Source organism: Clostridium sp. BL-8 (genome assembly GCF_002006495.1).
Lineage (GTDB): Bacteria > Bacillota > Clostridia > Clostridiales > Clostridiaceae > Clostridium.
Genome location: NZ_LZZL01000032.1, coordinates 16,988 through 34,633, shown reverse-complemented (window position 1 = coordinate 34,633; position 17,646 = coordinate 16,988). Strand labels below are relative to the sequence as shown.

14 protein-coding genes are annotated in these 17,646 nt (G+C 30.3%); all 14 read right to left on the bottom strand.

Annotation, left to right across the window (positions count from 1 at the left end):
• Nucleotides 1-88 precede the first annotated feature (88 nt).
• Complete coding sequence (locus CLOBL_RS12475; RefSeq protein ID WP_077859336.1) at nt 89-826, bottom strand: FadR/GntR family transcriptional regulator; 738 nt, start codon at nt 824-826, stop codon at nt 89-91.
• A gap of 168 nt (nt 827-994) precedes the next feature.
• Nucleotides 995-2,233, bottom strand: coding sequence for an MFS transporter (locus tag CLOBL_RS12470; RefSeq protein ID WP_077859335.1), 1,239 nt, complete (start codon nt 2,231-2,233; stop codon nt 995-997).
• Between the two features lie 99 nt (nt 2,234-2,332).
• The gene (locus tag CLOBL_RS12465) at nt 2,333-4,120 is read right to left on the bottom strand and encodes an ABC transporter ATP-binding protein (protein ID WP_143323864.1); all 1,788 of its coding nucleotides are present in this window, start codon (nt 4,118-4,120) and stop codon (nt 2,333-2,335) included.
• Nucleotides 4,059-5,813 (bottom strand): ABC transporter ATP-binding protein, encoded by a 1,755-nt coding sequence (locus CLOBL_RS12460; protein ID WP_077859334.1) that lies wholly within the window; start codon nt 5,811-5,813, stop codon nt 4,059-4,061. Before CLOBL_RS12460 ends, CLOBL_RS12465 begins: the two co-directional genes overlap by 62 nt.
• Before the next feature lie 33 nt (nt 5,814-5,846).
• Nucleotides 5,847-6,827 (bottom strand): LacI family DNA-binding transcriptional regulator, encoded by a 981-nt coding sequence (locus tag CLOBL_RS12455; RefSeq protein WP_077859355.1) that lies wholly within the window; start codon nt 6,825-6,827, stop codon nt 5,847-5,849.
• A 416-nt stretch (nt 6,828-7,243) separates the two neighbouring features.
• Nucleotides 7,244-7,735: a MarR family winged helix-turn-helix transcriptional regulator gene (locus CLOBL_RS12450; protein WP_077859333.1), complete on the bottom strand. Its 492-nt coding sequence runs from the start codon at nt 7,733-7,735 to the stop codon at nt 7,244-7,246.
• On the bottom strand, nt 7,701-9,293 hold the full coding sequence (locus tag CLOBL_RS12445; RefSeq protein ID WP_009171958.1) for a DHA2 family efflux MFS transporter permease subunit: 1,593 nt from the start codon (nt 9,291-9,293) through the stop codon (nt 7,701-7,703). Before CLOBL_RS12445 ends, CLOBL_RS12450 begins: the two co-directional genes overlap by 35 nt.
• A gap of 14 nt (nt 9,294-9,307) precedes the next feature.
• The gene (locus CLOBL_RS12440; protein WP_077859332.1) at nt 9,308-9,961 is read right to left on the bottom strand and encodes an HlyD family efflux transporter periplasmic adaptor subunit; all 654 of its coding nucleotides are present in this window, start codon (nt 9,959-9,961) and stop codon (nt 9,308-9,310) included.
• Nucleotides 9,962-9,980: 19 nt separating this feature from the next.
• On the bottom strand, nt 9,981-10,973 hold the full coding sequence (locus tag CLOBL_RS12435) for an efflux RND transporter periplasmic adaptor subunit (RefSeq protein WP_077859331.1): 993 nt from the start codon (nt 10,971-10,973) through the stop codon (nt 9,981-9,983).
• A 262-nt stretch (nt 10,974-11,235) separates the two neighbouring features.
• On the bottom strand, nt 11,236-11,874 hold the full coding sequence (locus tag CLOBL_RS12430; protein ID WP_077859330.1) for a hypothetical protein: 639 nt from the start codon (nt 11,872-11,874) through the stop codon (nt 11,236-11,238).
• 100 nt (nt 11,875-11,974) lie between these two features.
• Entirely contained in the window at nt 11,975-13,393 is a 1,419-nt protein-coding gene (locus CLOBL_RS12425) for a HAMP domain-containing sensor histidine kinase (protein WP_077859329.1), read from the bottom strand.
• A complete protein-coding gene (locus CLOBL_RS12420; protein WP_077859328.1) occupies nt 13,380-14,066 on the bottom strand; it encodes a response regulator transcription factor in 687 nt (228 codons plus the stop codon). Before CLOBL_RS12420 ends, CLOBL_RS12425 begins: the two co-directional genes overlap by 14 nt.
• A 171-nt stretch (nt 14,067-14,237) precedes the next feature.
• Nucleotides 14,238-15,626 carry a peptidoglycan binding domain-containing protein gene (locus tag CLOBL_RS12415; protein WP_077859327.1) on the bottom strand — a complete coding sequence of 463 codons (1,389 nt, stop codon included), beginning with the start codon at nt 15,624-15,626 and terminating at the stop codon, nt 14,238-14,240.
• A 117-nt stretch (nt 15,627-15,743) separates the two neighbouring features.
• Entirely contained in the window at nt 15,744-17,450 is a 1,707-nt protein-coding gene (locus CLOBL_RS12410; RefSeq protein ID WP_077859326.1) for an NAD(P)/FAD-dependent oxidoreductase, read from the bottom strand.
• Nucleotides 17,451-17,646 lie beyond the last annotated feature (196 nt).

Genomic DNA, 17,646 nt, shown 5'->3' with positions numbered 1-17,646 from the left:
ATTATTATAATACATAATTTAGTTTTAAAATACATCTGATGTATTTTAAAGTCAAAAAAAATATCTGTTGAAAATCAAACAGATATTTTTAAGAATTTTTATATATTTCTTTCCCCTTATCTATAACATTTCTAATATTTCTACGATTATATACCAAATGTAAAAGCATTGCATCGTGTGCAGCATTTGAGTCATGTGACTTGATTGAATTTAAAATTTCTCTATGAGTTTCTATTGTTTCATTCCTTAATTTTTGGTTTGTAATATCAATAAATATTGTAATCGAACTGTTTATTATAGGAATCAAATTCACCATAACTAAATTTTTACTGCTTTTAGCTATAGCGGTATGGAACTCTATATCCTTATCTAAATAAGGCTCATTATTTAAAATAAGTTTTTCTATTTCATCGCATAAAACTGACATTTGTTGTATTTCATCTTCTGTGGCTTTTACTGCAGCTATCGACGCTATTGATGGTTCTATCATAAATCTAACTTCCAATAAATCCAGTGCTAATTTAAATTTATCTTTTACAAATGTTAATCCTAATGGATCATCAGCAATTCCACCCTTTTGAGATATGAAAGTCCCAGCGCCTCTTCTTATCTCTAATATATTTCGAGAAACTAAAGCTTTTATAGCCTCTCTAATTGTACTTCTTCCAACATTAAGCATATCAGCAAGTTCATATTCATTAGGTAACTTATCTCCACTCTTCCAATCATTTTCTATTATTAATTGAATAATTCTTTCTGATGTCTGTTCCCCTAATGGTTTTGATGAATTAATTATATTGTTGTCAATTTCCTTATTATCTGCCATATTTCCTCCTAAAGGCTCATTTATCTTTTCTTACTCACTAAATAATTATCCTGCTCTACCAAATTATAAACTTAGCAATACGATAAATTTACTAAAAGTAGTTTCTAGTTATGATTATATCACTAAATACTCATATCAAAAATATATTATCTTCATTTATATCTACTTCTAACTTATTTTCAATCTTTCTTTCCATAAAAGCAAAAATATCATAAGAAGTATTATTATACCACCACAAGCAGCAAATCCAACTCTGGCACTAAAATGCTCCGCGAATAATCCTGCATAAAGATTTCCAAATGGAGTAGAGCCGGAAAATACCAAAGTATATATGCTCATCACTCTCCCCCTATATTCATTGCTTGAATTAAGCTGTAGAGTTGAATTTGCATTTGAAGTAAATGATATAAAAAAGAAACCAGTAATCGCTAAAGATATCCCCGTTAATAAATAGATATTGGTATATCCAGTAATAATTAATGCAGCACCTACAATTAAGGGGACAACATTAATTATAAACCTTTTAGGCCCAGATTTGCTTAAAGTTGCAATAAACATAGCTCCAAGAAAAGATCCTAACCCCATGAAAGACATTAATATTCCAAATCCTGCCTCATTTTGATTCAATACTTCCTTTGCAAAAACAGGTACAAGTACATTAAAATTCGGAGCGAATGTACCTACTACAGCCAATATTAGAATAGTATAGAGTAAAGTCTTCTTTTTATAAATGTATTTAAGCCCATCTTTAATTTCATTTAAAACTTTCTTATTTTCTTTAATTTTTTTGGTTACTGGATTTAACTTAATGAAGAACAAACTAATTAATACTGCGCTAAAACTAATTGCATTTATAAAGAAGCAAGCTGCAATTCCGGCATACCCCATTACCATTCCCGCAACTGCTGGTCCTATAATTCTCGCTAGATTAAAAACCATAGAATTTAAAGCAATTGCATTCATCAAATCTTCTTTCCCTACAAGTTCTATGATTACAGATTGACGCGATGGCATATCAACAGTATTAACTATGCCAAGAGCTGTAGCCATAATCAATATGTGCCAATATTGCACTTTTCCTGTCCACACTAAAATCGCTAGTATCAAAGTGATAACAAGCGAAGCAGATTGAGTAAATATTAGGATCTTCTTCTTTGAGAACTTATCAATAATAACTCCTGCAAATAATGAAAATATTAACATGGGTGTAAATTGAACTATTCCTATTAAACTAAGCAAAAAAGGTGAATTTGTTAATGTATATGCCAGCCATGGCTGTGCTATATTTTGCATCCAAGTACCTATTAAAGATACACACATACCTATCCAGTAATATCTAAAATTTTTATGCTTCAATGCAGTAAAAGGATTGTTAAATGTTTTTTTTATATCATTTGTGATATTCATATATTTTCTCTCTTCCATACTTATTGTTTTCTAAACAGCATACATATAATTTTTTACTTAAAAAGTCATTTCATTTTACTTCAAACTTAAATATACAGCTTATTTCTTTATTATCAGCTCTTTATAATACCCACCAGCTTTCATAAGCGAATCATGATTACCAGCTTCTAAGACTTGGCCATTTTTCAGAACTACTATTACATCTGCATTCCTAATGGTTGAAAGCCTATGTGCTATTATTATTGTAGTTTTTTCCTTTGTAATATTATCTATAGCTTTTTGAATCAACATTTCAGTCGCTGTATCAATATTAGCTGTAGCTTCATCTAGAACAAATATTGAAGGATTATGAGCAATTGCCCTTGCAAAAGATATTAATTGTCTCTGGCCTGCTGAAAGAGTACTTCCTCTCTCCATTACTGGTTCCTTAATTCCATTCTCAAAGTTCTCAATAACATCTTTCCCTCGAGAAATTTCTAAAGCTCTTTCTATTTCACTTTGATCAATAATATCATTTAATGTAATATTATTTTCAATTGTACCTGAAAATAGAAAAACGTCCTGAAGCACAACTGATATATTTTTTCTTAAATCTCTCTTTTTTATTTCATTTATATTTATTCCATCAATTAAAATTTCGCCTTTCTGCACTTCATAGAATCCACTCAAAAGACTAATTATTGTTGTCTTTCCAGAACCTGTTTGCCCAACAAATGCTGCTGTCTGCCCTTTAGATATTTTAAAGCTAACATCTTTTAAAACCCAATCTTTGTCATTATAAGAAAACCAGATATTTTTAAATTCTATATCTCCTCGAAAATTATTAGCCTCAACTCCAAGATCTAAATCCTCTAAATATTCTTCTTGATCTAACAATTCAAATATTCTATCAGCAGAAACCAGAGCTGATTGAATAGTTGTATAATTATCAGCCATATCAGAAATAGGATCAAAAAATTGTTTTATATAATTTGTGAATGCATAAAGTACACCTATACTTAAAGTATTATCAGAAATTTTTCCCATGCCATACCATATTAAAATAGCTACAGCTAAACTTTGAAAAACATCTGCTGCTGGTTTTAAAAAACTATTCATCCACACTTGAAATAATGTAGCTTTAAAATATTCATTATTTAAATTAGAAAAAGCTTCTTCTTTCTCTTTCTCACCATCAAAAATTTGTATTATTTTCATTCCTGATATATTTTCCGCCATGAACCCATTTATTTTTCCAATTAAACTCTTCATTTTAGCAAAGTTTCTTTTTATTCTCGTCTTCAAAGCAAATACTACTCCAAACATTAATGGAACTACGCAAAACGATATTAAAGCAAGCCTTACATTAATTATAACCATTGTATACACTATTCCAATTATCAAAATTACATCTTTAAAAAGGCTAATTATAACATCTGTATACATTTCACTTAACGCTTCTACATCATTGGTTGCTCTTGTTATCAATCTTCCAGAAGATGTTTTATCTAAATATGAAAGAGGTAGTAATTGAATAGTTTTAAAAACTCTGCTTCTCAGTGTTTTCATTACGTCTTGTCCTACTTTATTTATCAAAAAAGCTTGAGATACCGATAAAAAGCCACTTAATGCTACAACTAAAAAATATATTATTCCCATTGTAGTTATTGAATAAAATCCTCTTTGTGCTATATGCTTTGTCAGAAAATCATCAATTACTAATTTTAAAATGTATGGTTTTATTAATGTTGCTATATTTACTAGAATCGCACATGTAAACGCAAAGACCATTCCTTTTTTGTAGGGCAGCATTAATTTTATTAATCGCCTTATAGTTTTAGTTTTTTTAGGAGGCTTCATTTCCAAATTCATTGTCTTCTTCATGGAATTGAGATCTGTAGATATCATAATACACTCCTCCTTTTGCCATTAATTCTGAATGTGTGCCTTTTTCAAGTATTTTACCATTATCGAGCACTATAATTTCATCAGCTTCTATAACTGCAGATATTCTATGGGCAATTATTATAGATGTTTTATTCATTCTTAACTTTTTCAGATTCTTAAGTATCTGCGTTTCTGTAATAGTATCTACAGCTGATAACGCATCATCTAATATAAGTATTTCTGGATCTTTAACTAATGCCCTTGAAATCGAAATTCTTTGTTTCTGTCCACCTGAAATACTTACACCTCTTTCTCCAATAATTGTCGAAAATTTTTGTGGAAAATCCATAACACTTTCAAATATACAACTGTTTTTAGCAGCCTCTATAACTTCCTCATTCTGATATATTTCTTTAAAAAATTTTATATTATCAGATATAGAAGCATCAAACAAGAAATTATCCTGTGGAACAAATCCAAAACTATCTCTGAGAGATTTCAATTCATAATCATTTATATCTATTTCATTAACCATTATTTTTCCTCCAGGGACATTATACATTCTAAGCAGCAAATTAACTAAAGTGCTCTTTCCACTACCTGTTTTGCCTATTATTCCTATAGTATGTCCCTTAGGAATGACCATATTTATGTTTCTTAACACCTCTTCTTTTGATCCCGGATATGAAAAAGTGAGATTTTTTATTTCTATATCACCATCGGCCTTATTTTTTACACAGCTTTCATTTTCTTTTATATTGATGTCAGAATTAAATATTTCATTCAATCTGTTTAGTGAAGCCATACCTCTTTGAAAAACTGAAATAATACTGCCGATTGAAATTACAGGCCCCATTATCATTGTAAGATATCCATTAAATGCAATGAAGTCACCTAAAGAAATTTCCCCACTTAAAACCATATTTCCACCAACTATGAGGTTCAAGACAAAGCTAATAGTAAAACAAATTTCAATTGATGGTGCTAAATAAGATGATATGCGAACCATATCTAAATTTGATTTTGCCATTTCCCTATTAAGTTCTTCGAATTTTTCAACTTCTTCATCCTCTTGAACATAAGCCTTTATAACCCTTATACCATTTATATTTTCCTGAACCCTGTCTGAAATTGACGCAAAATTTTCTTGAACTTTTCTAAAACGCTTTCTAACAATTTTACCCACATTAATCATAATTAGAATTATTAAAGGAACAGGTATTAAAGAGAGCATTGTTACCTTCCAGTTTATAGCTTTTGTCATTGAATAAATTGAAATAACGCATATAACTATTCCGTTAACCGATCTCGCTATAGCAGGACCAAATGTCATTCTTACAGCATTTATATCATTTATAGCATAAGCGATTAAATCCCCAGTTTTCCTTCTATTATAAAATTCAGGTGATAATTTTTGAAAATGCTCAAAAAGCTTTTCTCTCAGATGACATTCCATATTTCTAGCATTTGCTATAATAAAGTTTCTCCATATATATGTAGTTATAAAGGTTCCAAATGCAATAATCATCATATAGAAAATATTTATATATATATCATCCACATTGAAATTATTTGTTTTCAAAACATCTATTGTATTCCCAAGAACTCTAGGAAAAAGAGTTTGAATATAAGATGTAAGCAGCATGAATATCACTCCAACAAGATATGATATTTTATGCTTCCATATAAAATTAATTAATATCTTTTTCCCCATATAACATCTCCTATCCAAATTAGCATTAGTAATTTATATATTCTTTACCGATTCTCTCTCTATCAAAACACTATTTATTGTGATATTTTCATAAGGCTTCTCAGTATTTGCAATTCTCTTTAATAGTAGGGATACTGCAATTTCACATGCATAATCAATATTAAGCTCCAAAGTCGATAGTGCAGGTATAGATAATGACGACATTTCCGTATTGCCACTGCCAACAATCGAGATATCATCTGGTATTTTTATACCATTCTCATATAAGAATTTTATCAATTTTATTGCTGTATAATCCCACTGACAAATCATTGCTGTTGGCGCATCTTTACTATTAAGCAAGCTCAGAATCTTTTCTTCAAAATTCTCTTCATAAATAAAAAATTCATTTCTTATTGGTAGTTCATAATCCTCTAATGCCGATGTTATTCCAAGTACCTTTTCCTTATTTTTATACACGCTGCTATTTCCTAAAAATCCAATTCTTGTATGTCCCTTTCTAATTAAGTATTCGCATTGCTTATAGCCGCCATTATTAAAGTTATACCAAACACTATCACAATCAAAAGAAGGTGAATAACCAGTATAAAAAACTTGGTTCTTTATCTTGCTTGAAATAAAATTTACATATTCACTATTAAATCTTCCAATAAAAATGATTCCATCAAAATTACTTCCTTTTTGAATTTTATATGGCATATAAAGTTCCTCTTGATGATCTTTATCTACAAATTCTAGGTCATATTCACAACCTATTTTTTGTATTGCTTTTTCGATTCCCTGAACCTTAAGACTATAGTTACTTGTATCGTGCACAAATGGTTTTTGATGAAGTACTAAAATTTTAATATCCTCATTATTTTTAGCCTTAAAATATCCCATCTCCTTTGCTTTATTTAAGATTTTATTTCTTAATTCCTCGCCAACTCCCGCCTGTCCTGAAAGTGCTCTGCTTACAGAGATGGTAGATGTACCAAGTTCCTTAGCTATATCTGAAATTTTTACTTTATCCATTTTCAAAAATACACCTCCTAAAGATATATGAAAGATTATATATTACGTTATAAATTAATTTTATTAACGTAATATATATCAATATATTTACGTTATAATATAAGATTATATATAAATTTTAAGCATTAGTAAATATGTATAGGAAAAAATCACAAGTGAGTATGAGTCGGAATCTTTTTACGCATCTGCCTTTTAAGCGTATATGAGGAAAATCTGGCAGGCGGATATGATTATTTTTTATTCCTTTTGAACCATTTAACTATAGTAAAATGGCCATTTATAATAATTATCCACAAATTTAAATTTATTATAAATTCTTAAAGAATAAAAAAACGCACTGGATTTTCCAGTGCGGTAATAATTAAATCTATCTATAATATAAATGAATTAAAAATCTGTGCATTAATTATATATCTTTATTTTTTGCAATCCTTATCCTGTAATAATATACAAAATTGTTTTAATCCATATATCATCTTTTCTACTTCTTCCGGATTGGTTTTTCTTATAGCATCAGATATAAAATCTTCCATAAACTTCTTCCTCATTGCGCATATATCAGTATTTTTTTTAAATTCTTCTGAAATATATAACTTCACAGTTCTGCGATTATCCTTAGGTATCTCTCTCGTAACAACACCCTGCTTAGCCAAACGATCTATTATGCCCGAAACTGTGCTTTTTGTAAGTCCCATATGCTCACTTAACTCATTAAGCGTTATTGAAGGTACATCATATAAATGAAATATTACTCCCATTTGCGGAACTGTAAATCCATATTGCTTTGCACACTTTTCAAATTTACACCCCATGGATTTCTTTATATCTTTAAATATATCCATTATCTCATCTGCTTGTTTTTGGACTAACTCATTATTCGGAGACGAGTACTCCTCCTGTTGATTCATTTTTTTCACCTTCCTTATTTTCCTTCTTAGGTGTTTTCTTTGAACCCATAAATAAAGCTAAAAATATAGCTAAAAATATTATAACAACAGTTACCATAACCGAATAAGCCATAGCATCTGTATATGCCTGCCCTTGAATCATCTTTCCTATATATGATAATGCAGACGCTTTAGCAGTATTTGGATCCATTCCTGTGCCCATAAATGCTCTTGCGAATGTATTTATTGTATCATTAGATGTTTTATTATATACATTAATTTGTTCCGCTAGTTTTGCATAATTATAATCATTTCTTCCTTGTATAATAGTAGACATTAATGTAACACTAACTGAACTTGCTATCTGCCTTATTGTATTAGAAAGAGCTGATGCTCTGCTGATTAAATGACTTGGTACTACATTCATTCCACTAGTACTTATTGGCATCATACTTAATCCAATTCCAACAGATCTTATACAATTAAGGATAACTATGCTTTCTTTACTAGAATTCATATTTATAGCAAGTGCAAGCTCATATGAAGCTCCAGCAAGTATTATAAGTCCAGGTACAACCAGAGCCTTTACTCCAACTTTATTCATAAGATTACCGCTTACCGGCATCATTACTCCCATTACTAAAGCTCCAGGTAACATGATTAATCCAGACTGCATAGCTGTATACCCTCTTACATTTTGCAAGAATAGAGGTAATACATAGACTCCTCCCATCATCGCCAATGTTAAGACACTTGTTATAATCTGACTTATTGAGAATTCAAACAGCTTAAATACTCTTAAATCTAAAAGTGGACTTGGATGAGTTAATTCATTTGCAACAAATAGTACTAAACTTAGACATCCAAGAGTCATCAAGATTGGATTCTCAAGTTTTGACCAGTCAATTGATGATCCTTCACCAAGAACATATAATACACTTACTAGACCTATAGTTGACGATAAGAATCCAATTATATCAAAAGCCTTAAACGGCTTCCTTTCTGAACCTTTTAATAAAATCGTAGCTAATATTACTCCAACTATTCCAACTGGAACATTAACATTAAAAATAAGTCTCCAGTCCATCTTCTCAATAATATATCCACCTAATGTTGGTCCTATAGCAGGAGCTGCCATAGCTGCTATCCCCCAGAATCCAAGAGCTAATCCTATTTTTTCTCTAGGGAATATTTGATATATTATGGACATTCCTACTGGCATTATCATTCCTCCACCAATGGCTTGGATTATACGAAATACTATCATACTAGTATTGCTCCAAGAGATACCACAAAGCATAGAACCAACTGTAAACATAGCCAAAGCGAATACATATATTCTCTTAGCTCCTAAAATTTCCTGTAAATATCCTGTAAGAGGTATAATAGCACCGAGTGCTAAAGTATAAGCCGTCAATACCCACTTTATATCATCTAAAGATACTCCAAAAACAGCCATCATTTTAGGAAGAGCAATATTTACTATACTACTATCAAGTATAGACATAAAAGTACCTATTATAACTACACCTAATGCTAACCAACTACTTGCTAATGACTCATTATTACTCTCTCCCATTACAGATCACCTCATTATTTAATATGAATTTTAATAACTGCATTAGTTCCTGGAAGAATCTTTTCACCAGAATCATCAATCGAGACTTTTACTGGTACTTTTTGTACTACCTTAGTAAAGGTACCACTTGTTGATGATGGTAACAGCGATATAGCTGAATTGGATATTTCGCCTATAGTTTTAACTTTTCCTTTAAACTTTTCTGATCCAAATTGGTCTATACTTATATCAACTGGTTGTCCAACTTTTACTCCTGAAAGTTTTGTTTCTTCTATATTAGCAGTTATATATATATCTTTAGGATCTACTAGAGTAAATAACGTTTGACTATTTGAAAAAATTTCTCCTACCTCGCCTTGTTTTTTTACTACTATACCATCAATAGGAGCTCTAACTAAAGACTGTTCTACACTTGTATCTGGAAGACCATTCATGTCTTGACGAGCCAGTATTTCATTTTTTGTAACTACATCTCCTTCATCAACGTTAAGTTCTAATAACTTGCCTGAAATTTGTGGAATTACACTTACGAAATCTGCATCAATTTTTGCGTCTTCTGTAGAAACATAATATGTATTTTCATACCAATAATAAAAACCTATACTACCTAATGCTACTACAATTACTATTAAAATTCCAATAATTAACATTTTACGTTTTCCATTCATATCAAAGTCACCTCTTTCCTTATTCCTTTAATCCAATTTCTGCAAACATACCAGGTTTTAATAATGAATTTGGATCTGATAAACTTACCTTGACTAAAACATTATTACTTTGGGAATTTAATTTTGAATTTATAACTGCTATTTTCCCTTCAAATTCAGTATCTCCTACTTCCGATACTCTAACAGTCACATCGCTTCCCTCTTTTAATTGATTTGAAATCTCTAAAGGTACATATGCATTTACTACTAGTGCATTGGGATCAGATATTGAAGCAAGAGCTACCCCTGGCGATGCCATCTCACCTACATTAATACTTTTAGCAGTAACCTTCCCTGAAATTGGTGATGTGATAGTTGCATTATCTAAAGCCGTTTGTGCAGTTTTTAAAGCTGCTTGTGCTTGTTCTACTTGTGCTTTAAAAACATCAATACTAGTTTCTGTTGCACCATCTTGCAGCATCTTCAATTGATCTTGAGACGATTTTTGTTGAGCTTCTGCCGCTGAAAGCTGTTGATCAGCAGTTTCAAGCTGCTGCTGTGTGGCTGCTCCTGCATCTACTAAAGATTTCGTACGATCATAGTTCTTTTTTGCAACATCGTAACTTTTATTTGCACTATCTAGTGCTGCCTGTGCTTGTTCAATTTGTTCTGGTCTTGTACTATTCATTGCATTTGCCAAACTTGCATTTGCAGTATTTACTGCTGCCTGTGCTTGATCTACTTGGGCTTGTAAATCCGTTGTATCTAATTTAACAATTACATCTCCTGCATTTACATTTGAACCAACATCAACTAATACCTCTGAAACCCTTGCTGAAATTTTTGAAGCTATATTTACTTGATCATTTGAGTCAATTTTACCAGCCATAATATATTTAACCTTAACTTGCGCATCTGTTGTTGTTTGCGCAGTAATTTGTGAGCTAGTTTTTGTACCTGCTGTGCTTGCAGCCGGACCGCATCCACTAAGTATCATTGCCGCAACTAAACAAACTAACATAGTCTTTTTCATATTACCCCTCCATTTGTAAATTATTTCCGTACATATTGTTCGTGTACTAACAGTATGTATTATACAATGATTTGTTTTTATATTCAAGCATATTGTTCCACTTTTTTATACAAATTTATTTACTTTCTTCTGATAACATTTACAAAAAATTATGTTTACGATATCATTATAAAGTCTAATTATATTTTTTAATGAAAACAATAAAAAAATCATGCAGCCATACATTTAACTACATGATTTTACTAATTATTTCTTTATTAAGTTACTCAGCTACATTAGTTGTGTTTGGTATTTGCTTACTCGCTTTAATTTTTTCTCTTATTTGTTTGTTAGTTAGACCATTAACATCTATACCAATCTTTTCTGCCTTTTCTTTAAGCTTATCAGTTACACTTTGTTTTTTAGTTTCTCTAGCGGCTTTTATCTTTGCCATTGCATCTTCCTTTGATAAGCCAGTAATATCTACGCCTAACTTTGCTGCTTCTGCTTCCCTTATTTTATCCCTTGCCTGCTCACCTGTTAAGCCTGTAATATCTATACCAAGTTTAGCAGCTCTTTGTGTTAATTTTTCAGTCACTGCTTGTTTTTTAGCTTCTTTAGCTGCTTTTATTTTTGCGTTAGCATCTTCTTTTGATAAACCTGAAATGTCTACCCCCAGCTTTGCTGCCTCTGCTTCTCTTATTTTTTCTCTTGCCTGCTCATTTGTCATCCCTGTAATATCTATTCCTAATTTTGCTGCTTTTTTTGCAAGTTTTTCTTGTTTACTTACTTGATTTGTTTGGCTTTGTGCTACATTAGCTGTTTGATTTTGAGAAGTAATAGTATCTGCAAATGCTGGAATAATACTTGATATTCCAATTATTGCTGCAACAGCTATCCCTAATATTTTTTTCTTTTTCATATTCATTCTCTCCTTTAACTTTATTATATATTTATAAATCAGCCTTAGCTGATTACAAATATATAATAAAGTTCTTTTGTGAAATTCATGTGAAATATAATTAAAAATCAGAAACAGGTAATTCAATATAAAAAATGACACCTTCAGTTACATTTTCCACCCAGACCATTCCACTATGTAACTGCACTATTAATTTTACTAATGATAAACCAATTCCATGTCCTCCATATTTTCTTGACCTTGCTTTATCTACCTTATAACACACATCCCAGATTTTGCACATCTCTTTTTCCGGTATATTATCTCCCGTATTAAAAACACTTATTCTTATTTTATCTTCTTTTTTTCCACAAGTTACATTTATTAATCTTTTTCCTGATACATGATTAATTGCATTTGTAATAAAGTTATTTATAGCTTTTTCAAGCATATCTTCGTCTGCACAAACTTTGTAATTTTTCATACAATCTAAGTTGAAATTAATATCTTTTTCATCAAATATCGTTCTAAAGCGTTCCTCAATTTTAGTTAAAAATTCATAAATATCGAAAGTCGTTAGATTTAACTCAGTCATTCCACCTTCAATCATAGAATAGTCTAAAAGTTCTTTAATTAGCGCATCCATTCTATCACATTCTTCTGCTAATATTATACAGTATTTATCCATTTTTTCTTTATCATTAACCACTCCATATTTTAAGCCTTCTGAATATCCTTTAATTATTCCTATTGGTGTTTTTAATTCATGAGACATATTTCTTATAAGTTCTTTTTTCCTTTGCACATCTTTCTTTAACTCATCTATGCTTTTATTCAACTTTTCAGAAATTTTATTTATACTATCCCCTAACCTTCCAATTTCATCTTCTGAATTTACTTTTACAACCTTATCAAACTTAAGATTAGATATATTTTCTGCAACTTTACTCATCTCTATAATTGGTTTTGTAATTTTATTAGAGAAAATAAGTATAAATATCGTACCAATAAATATCACTATAAAGCCTGCTATTATATAAAACTCATTTGCTATTACCACACTTTCATGTATACTTTTAAAAGATTTTTTTAAAATAATAAAGTCATTATCATTTATTTGAGAAATAAAAACCAATTTTGTTCTTTGCTCATTATCCTTTTCATCAATATAATAAACATACTTCTTTTTTGAAATCTTTTTCTCATAATCTGAAATGCTTTTTTTTATTTCTTTAGTTAATCCTTTTTCTTCATCAGCTGATTTTGAGTAAAGCGAATTATATTTCATATTATAATTTTTATCAATAATTATGGTATTTATATTATCTACATTTTGTACACTATCAGCATATTCATAGTTATTACCTTTACTGCTAGCATATTCTTCTTTGATTTTTTGGCTTATTGATACTAAATTTCCTCTATTTTTATAAATATAATATGATTGTAAGAATACCGAATTTAAAAGTATACCACTTAAAATTAAAGAAACCATAAGTATCAAAAAAATTATAGACATTTTTGTTTTAATTGTTTTCATATTCTTCTACCTCGAACATATACCCGCTTCCTCTCACTGTTTTTATACAATTTCCTTCCTTTAATAGTTTTGCTCGTAAGGTTTTAATATGAGTATCTATAGTTCTCGCATCTCCATTAAAATCATATCCCCACACTTTATTTAATATCTGTTCTCTTGTTAAAATAGTATTAGCATTTTTAATAAGATAAGTAAGAAGACTATATTCTTTATGATTCAATTTAACTTCCAAATCATCTATTATAACTTTATGAATTCCTGGGTCTATGGTTATTCCACCTGCCTTTATTTTATTTGAATATTCTTTTTTTAATTTCTTTATAATATTATTAAGACGGGCAATAAAAATTTCATAGCTAAATGGTTTTGAAATATAATCATCTGCACCTTTCTTTAACCCCATTACTTCATGTCTTTCATCTCCTAATGCTGTCAGCATAATTACTGGTACATCAGAATGCGTTCGTATTTCTTTAAGAACTTCCCAACCATCATATATAGGCATCATTACATCTAATATTACTAAATCAATATCATTAGGACCAAAAAAAATATCGATCGCTTCTTTTCCGTCACATGCTTCTACTGGAAAATATCCTTCTTTTTTAACTATATCACATACAAGTTCTCGAAATATGCTATCATCTTCTGCTATAAGAATTCTTATATCCATAATGCACCTCCTATATTAATTCTAATAATTAATCAATATTAAATTTACTATATAATAAAAGCAGGTTAAGACTTTCCATCTAAACCTGCTTTTATATTAACATAACTTTACATATCTATACCATTTAATAGTATTAAAATTTTATTAATAAAATATAAATTAAATAATTCCTTACTCATTATATACTATAATTGGAGTTCCTGGCTCAATATTTTCAAATATTGTTTTAGCTACACTCGGTATTGAATTTACGCAACCATGGGAACCGCTTGACATATAAATATTCCCACCAAATGTAGATCTCCAGCTTGCATCATGAATTCCAATATTTCCATTAAAAGGCATCCAATAATCTACTGGTGAGACGTAATCCTCACCTTTTAAAGTTGCATTTTTCTCTTTGTAATTCAAAACATAAGTACCTGCTGGTGTTCCTGTATTATTGCTTACATTACCTGTAACAACATCCCCTTCTACAACTAAAGCTCCATTTTTATAAAACCATTCATGCTGCTTTGTTAGATTTACTTCTACATATGTATTTCCAACATCATTACTGCCTTTAACAAATGCTTTTTGTGCATAGGCTGGTTCCTTTGTTACATCTTGTCCGCCTTTTATGGCTTCTATTAAATCCTTAACTTCTTTAGATTTATCTACAATCCATCCATAATTTCCACCACTTACCTGTACTGTTTTTTGTGTAGATGTCACAAAATTTCTTGTATTTCCAAAGGTATTGTAAATTCCAGCTAATTTGTCTACATAACTCCTAACCTTATTTTCGTCAAACGTAACATCTAAATCATCATTAACGCTAAGCCAATTATGTATTGTAGAACCATCTACGACCTCTTTCTTATCATTAGAATCATAAGTAATAGTTAATCCTGCATATTTATTAAGAAGATCTTTAGTATCTAAAGTTTTCTGCGATTTTGAAGTATATTTAGGATTCTCGTAACTATTATCTGTATCTAAATTTATGGACGTCTTTCCACTAAGTACAGCATCTGCTATATTATCGTGTAACGAATCTTTATTTATTTTATTCCCCAAAACCTCATCTACAATTTCAAAGCTTCCATCTTTATATTCAAAACTTGCATTTTGAGGATTAGTCACCTTTTTAGTATTAACACAAGATAAATTATTAATTGATTTATTTAATAAATCTTCATCATATGAAATTATTTCAGGTGTCGCAGAATCATTTTTCTTAAAAATCGTAGAAATCCATGTGAAAGGATTTTGATCTTTTTTTATGTCCTTAATCTTATCTAGATCATATTTAAGCCCAATATCTGTACCTTTGACTTCTTCTTTTGTATCTCCTCGTTCATCTAATTCGAGTTTATAGCTCTGCATCTGAGAAGATAGTTCTTTCTGGGCTTCATCAACACTTTTTCCCCCTACATTAACACCATTAATTTTGGTTCCTAAATTAAAGTGATTAACTGAATAAAGTGCTACTCCCAAATACATAGCAGCTAAACAACAAAGAGAAATCATAACTCCAGATACGAGTTTATTACGTTTATTTTGCCTTTTTTTTCTCATCGTACTTACTCCCTTCCCGTACTATTATACTAGAAAACTTCATTTAATAACATATAATTTTTCTAAAAAAAGCCACCAGAAATAGAAATCATGTTTCTACTTTTAGGCAGCTCCTTTTCACTTACTTTTACAATACTCCGCTATATCATTGGCTGCCTGCATTCCTGTGCTTAAAGATCCTTCTATCCAGCCATGTGTTAATGAAATATGCTCTCCTGCAAAATAGACCTTATTGTCATATTCTGGCTGAGCCATAGCATATGAAAAAAGTCTTTGCTGCTCTGGCATAAAATAACAAAATCCACCATAAAAACCTTTTTCTCTATTCCAATCAACTGTTTTAAAATCCTCTACTACTGAATCCAAGTATCCTCTTGGTAAGCCATGTACAGCTTCAACTTGCCTCTTTATTTCCTCAAAGCGAGCTTTTTCACCTAAATTTCCAACTCGTATAGCATCTTGAGTCAAATTATAAGATGCTAACAAAACTCCAGGTTCATTACTAAAATCATATTTTCTTCCAGTTGAAACTTTCTGCTCATATCCATTATTATTATTGCTAGGATACCATATAGTTTCAATAGGCAAATCCGTGTTAGATCCTCCTCCAATTATTCTTTCTCTTTCATCACCTTTTTCCCAAAACCGTTCGTTACATAAGAATATAGTCTTTTGTGATGATGTATAAAAAACTTCCTTTATTGCTTGCATTTTTCCTGTACTAAACATAGGATATATTTCTACGTTTCTAAGACTTGAAAATGGAATTGCACAAATAACAAAATCAAAAGTTTCACTTAATATTTCTGATGACTTTTCATCCTTAAATTCCAGAATAACTTGATTAGGATTTTTCTTATAAATACCAAGTACTGTTTTTCCATTCTTCCAATTCACTGTTCCCAAATCATTTTCCTGGATACTACTGTATTCCTTGGGTGATTTAGACATTAACGAGTTATAAAAAGAAAGTGGTAAATTAAGCGTTCCCCCAACTATTTCATATCTATAAGCATAATCTACAGTATATTCTTCAATTAGGTTTTCAGAATAACTATTATAATAAAAACCTCCAAGGAAAGGAGCTAATCCTGAAATTAACTCTATAGCACCTTCGCTTAATCCCATTTTTTCTAGGACTTTTCGTATTCTAAAATCGCCTAAATATTGAATAGTTAAAGAATATTCTTTTTTCACCTGTAACAATTCTTTTCTTATACTTGGATTTATCTTATATAAATTGCTTGCTAATGCATCTGAAATAAGTTTTTGCCATGGTGTATTTCTTTCTCTTGGGGTCAAATTAAATTCCGGATAAATATTTTCCATTACACTTTTTCCTTCCGGATCATTTCTGGCCCGTTTATTTCTTATATAAATAAATGCATTTTTATTATCTTGAATAAATGGCCTGGTCTTCAATTTAAATGTATTTATATAATGCCATGTACTTTCATGATCTACAGGTATGCGCATAGCTCCAAGCTCTCCATAAAGTCTCTTATCTTCATCAAAATAATGTGTATAAATTCTTCCTCCAATACGTTTCTCTTCAGCTTCAAAAATTGTAATATCAAAACCTGCCTTTCTAAGTTCAAAGGCTGATGCAAGTCCTGCAACTCCTCCACCTATTATTCCAACTTTAATTCCTTTACAACTTCCAGGTTCAACAATTGTTGTAATGTCTTTTGGTGGACTAAGTAATTCTACTATATTGTAGAAATCCTCCATTCGCTTTACTTTTTGCAAGGTCATTCTTAACATTTCGTATCTCTCTTCATCCGTTGGGTTATCTGGCTGTATAAAATCAGTTTCTGTAGCCAAGTAACTTCAGCTCCTTTGAAACATAAATAGTCATAATTAAATATATTATTAATTCCATAATAAAAGACCACCGCTTATCTTTAATAACCTAGTATATTATAAGTAGCAAATACCCACCAAATATATGTCTTTTCATTATACACATTTTTTAGTGTCTAATCCGTTATTGCTAAACTTAAGTTATAATAACTAAAAA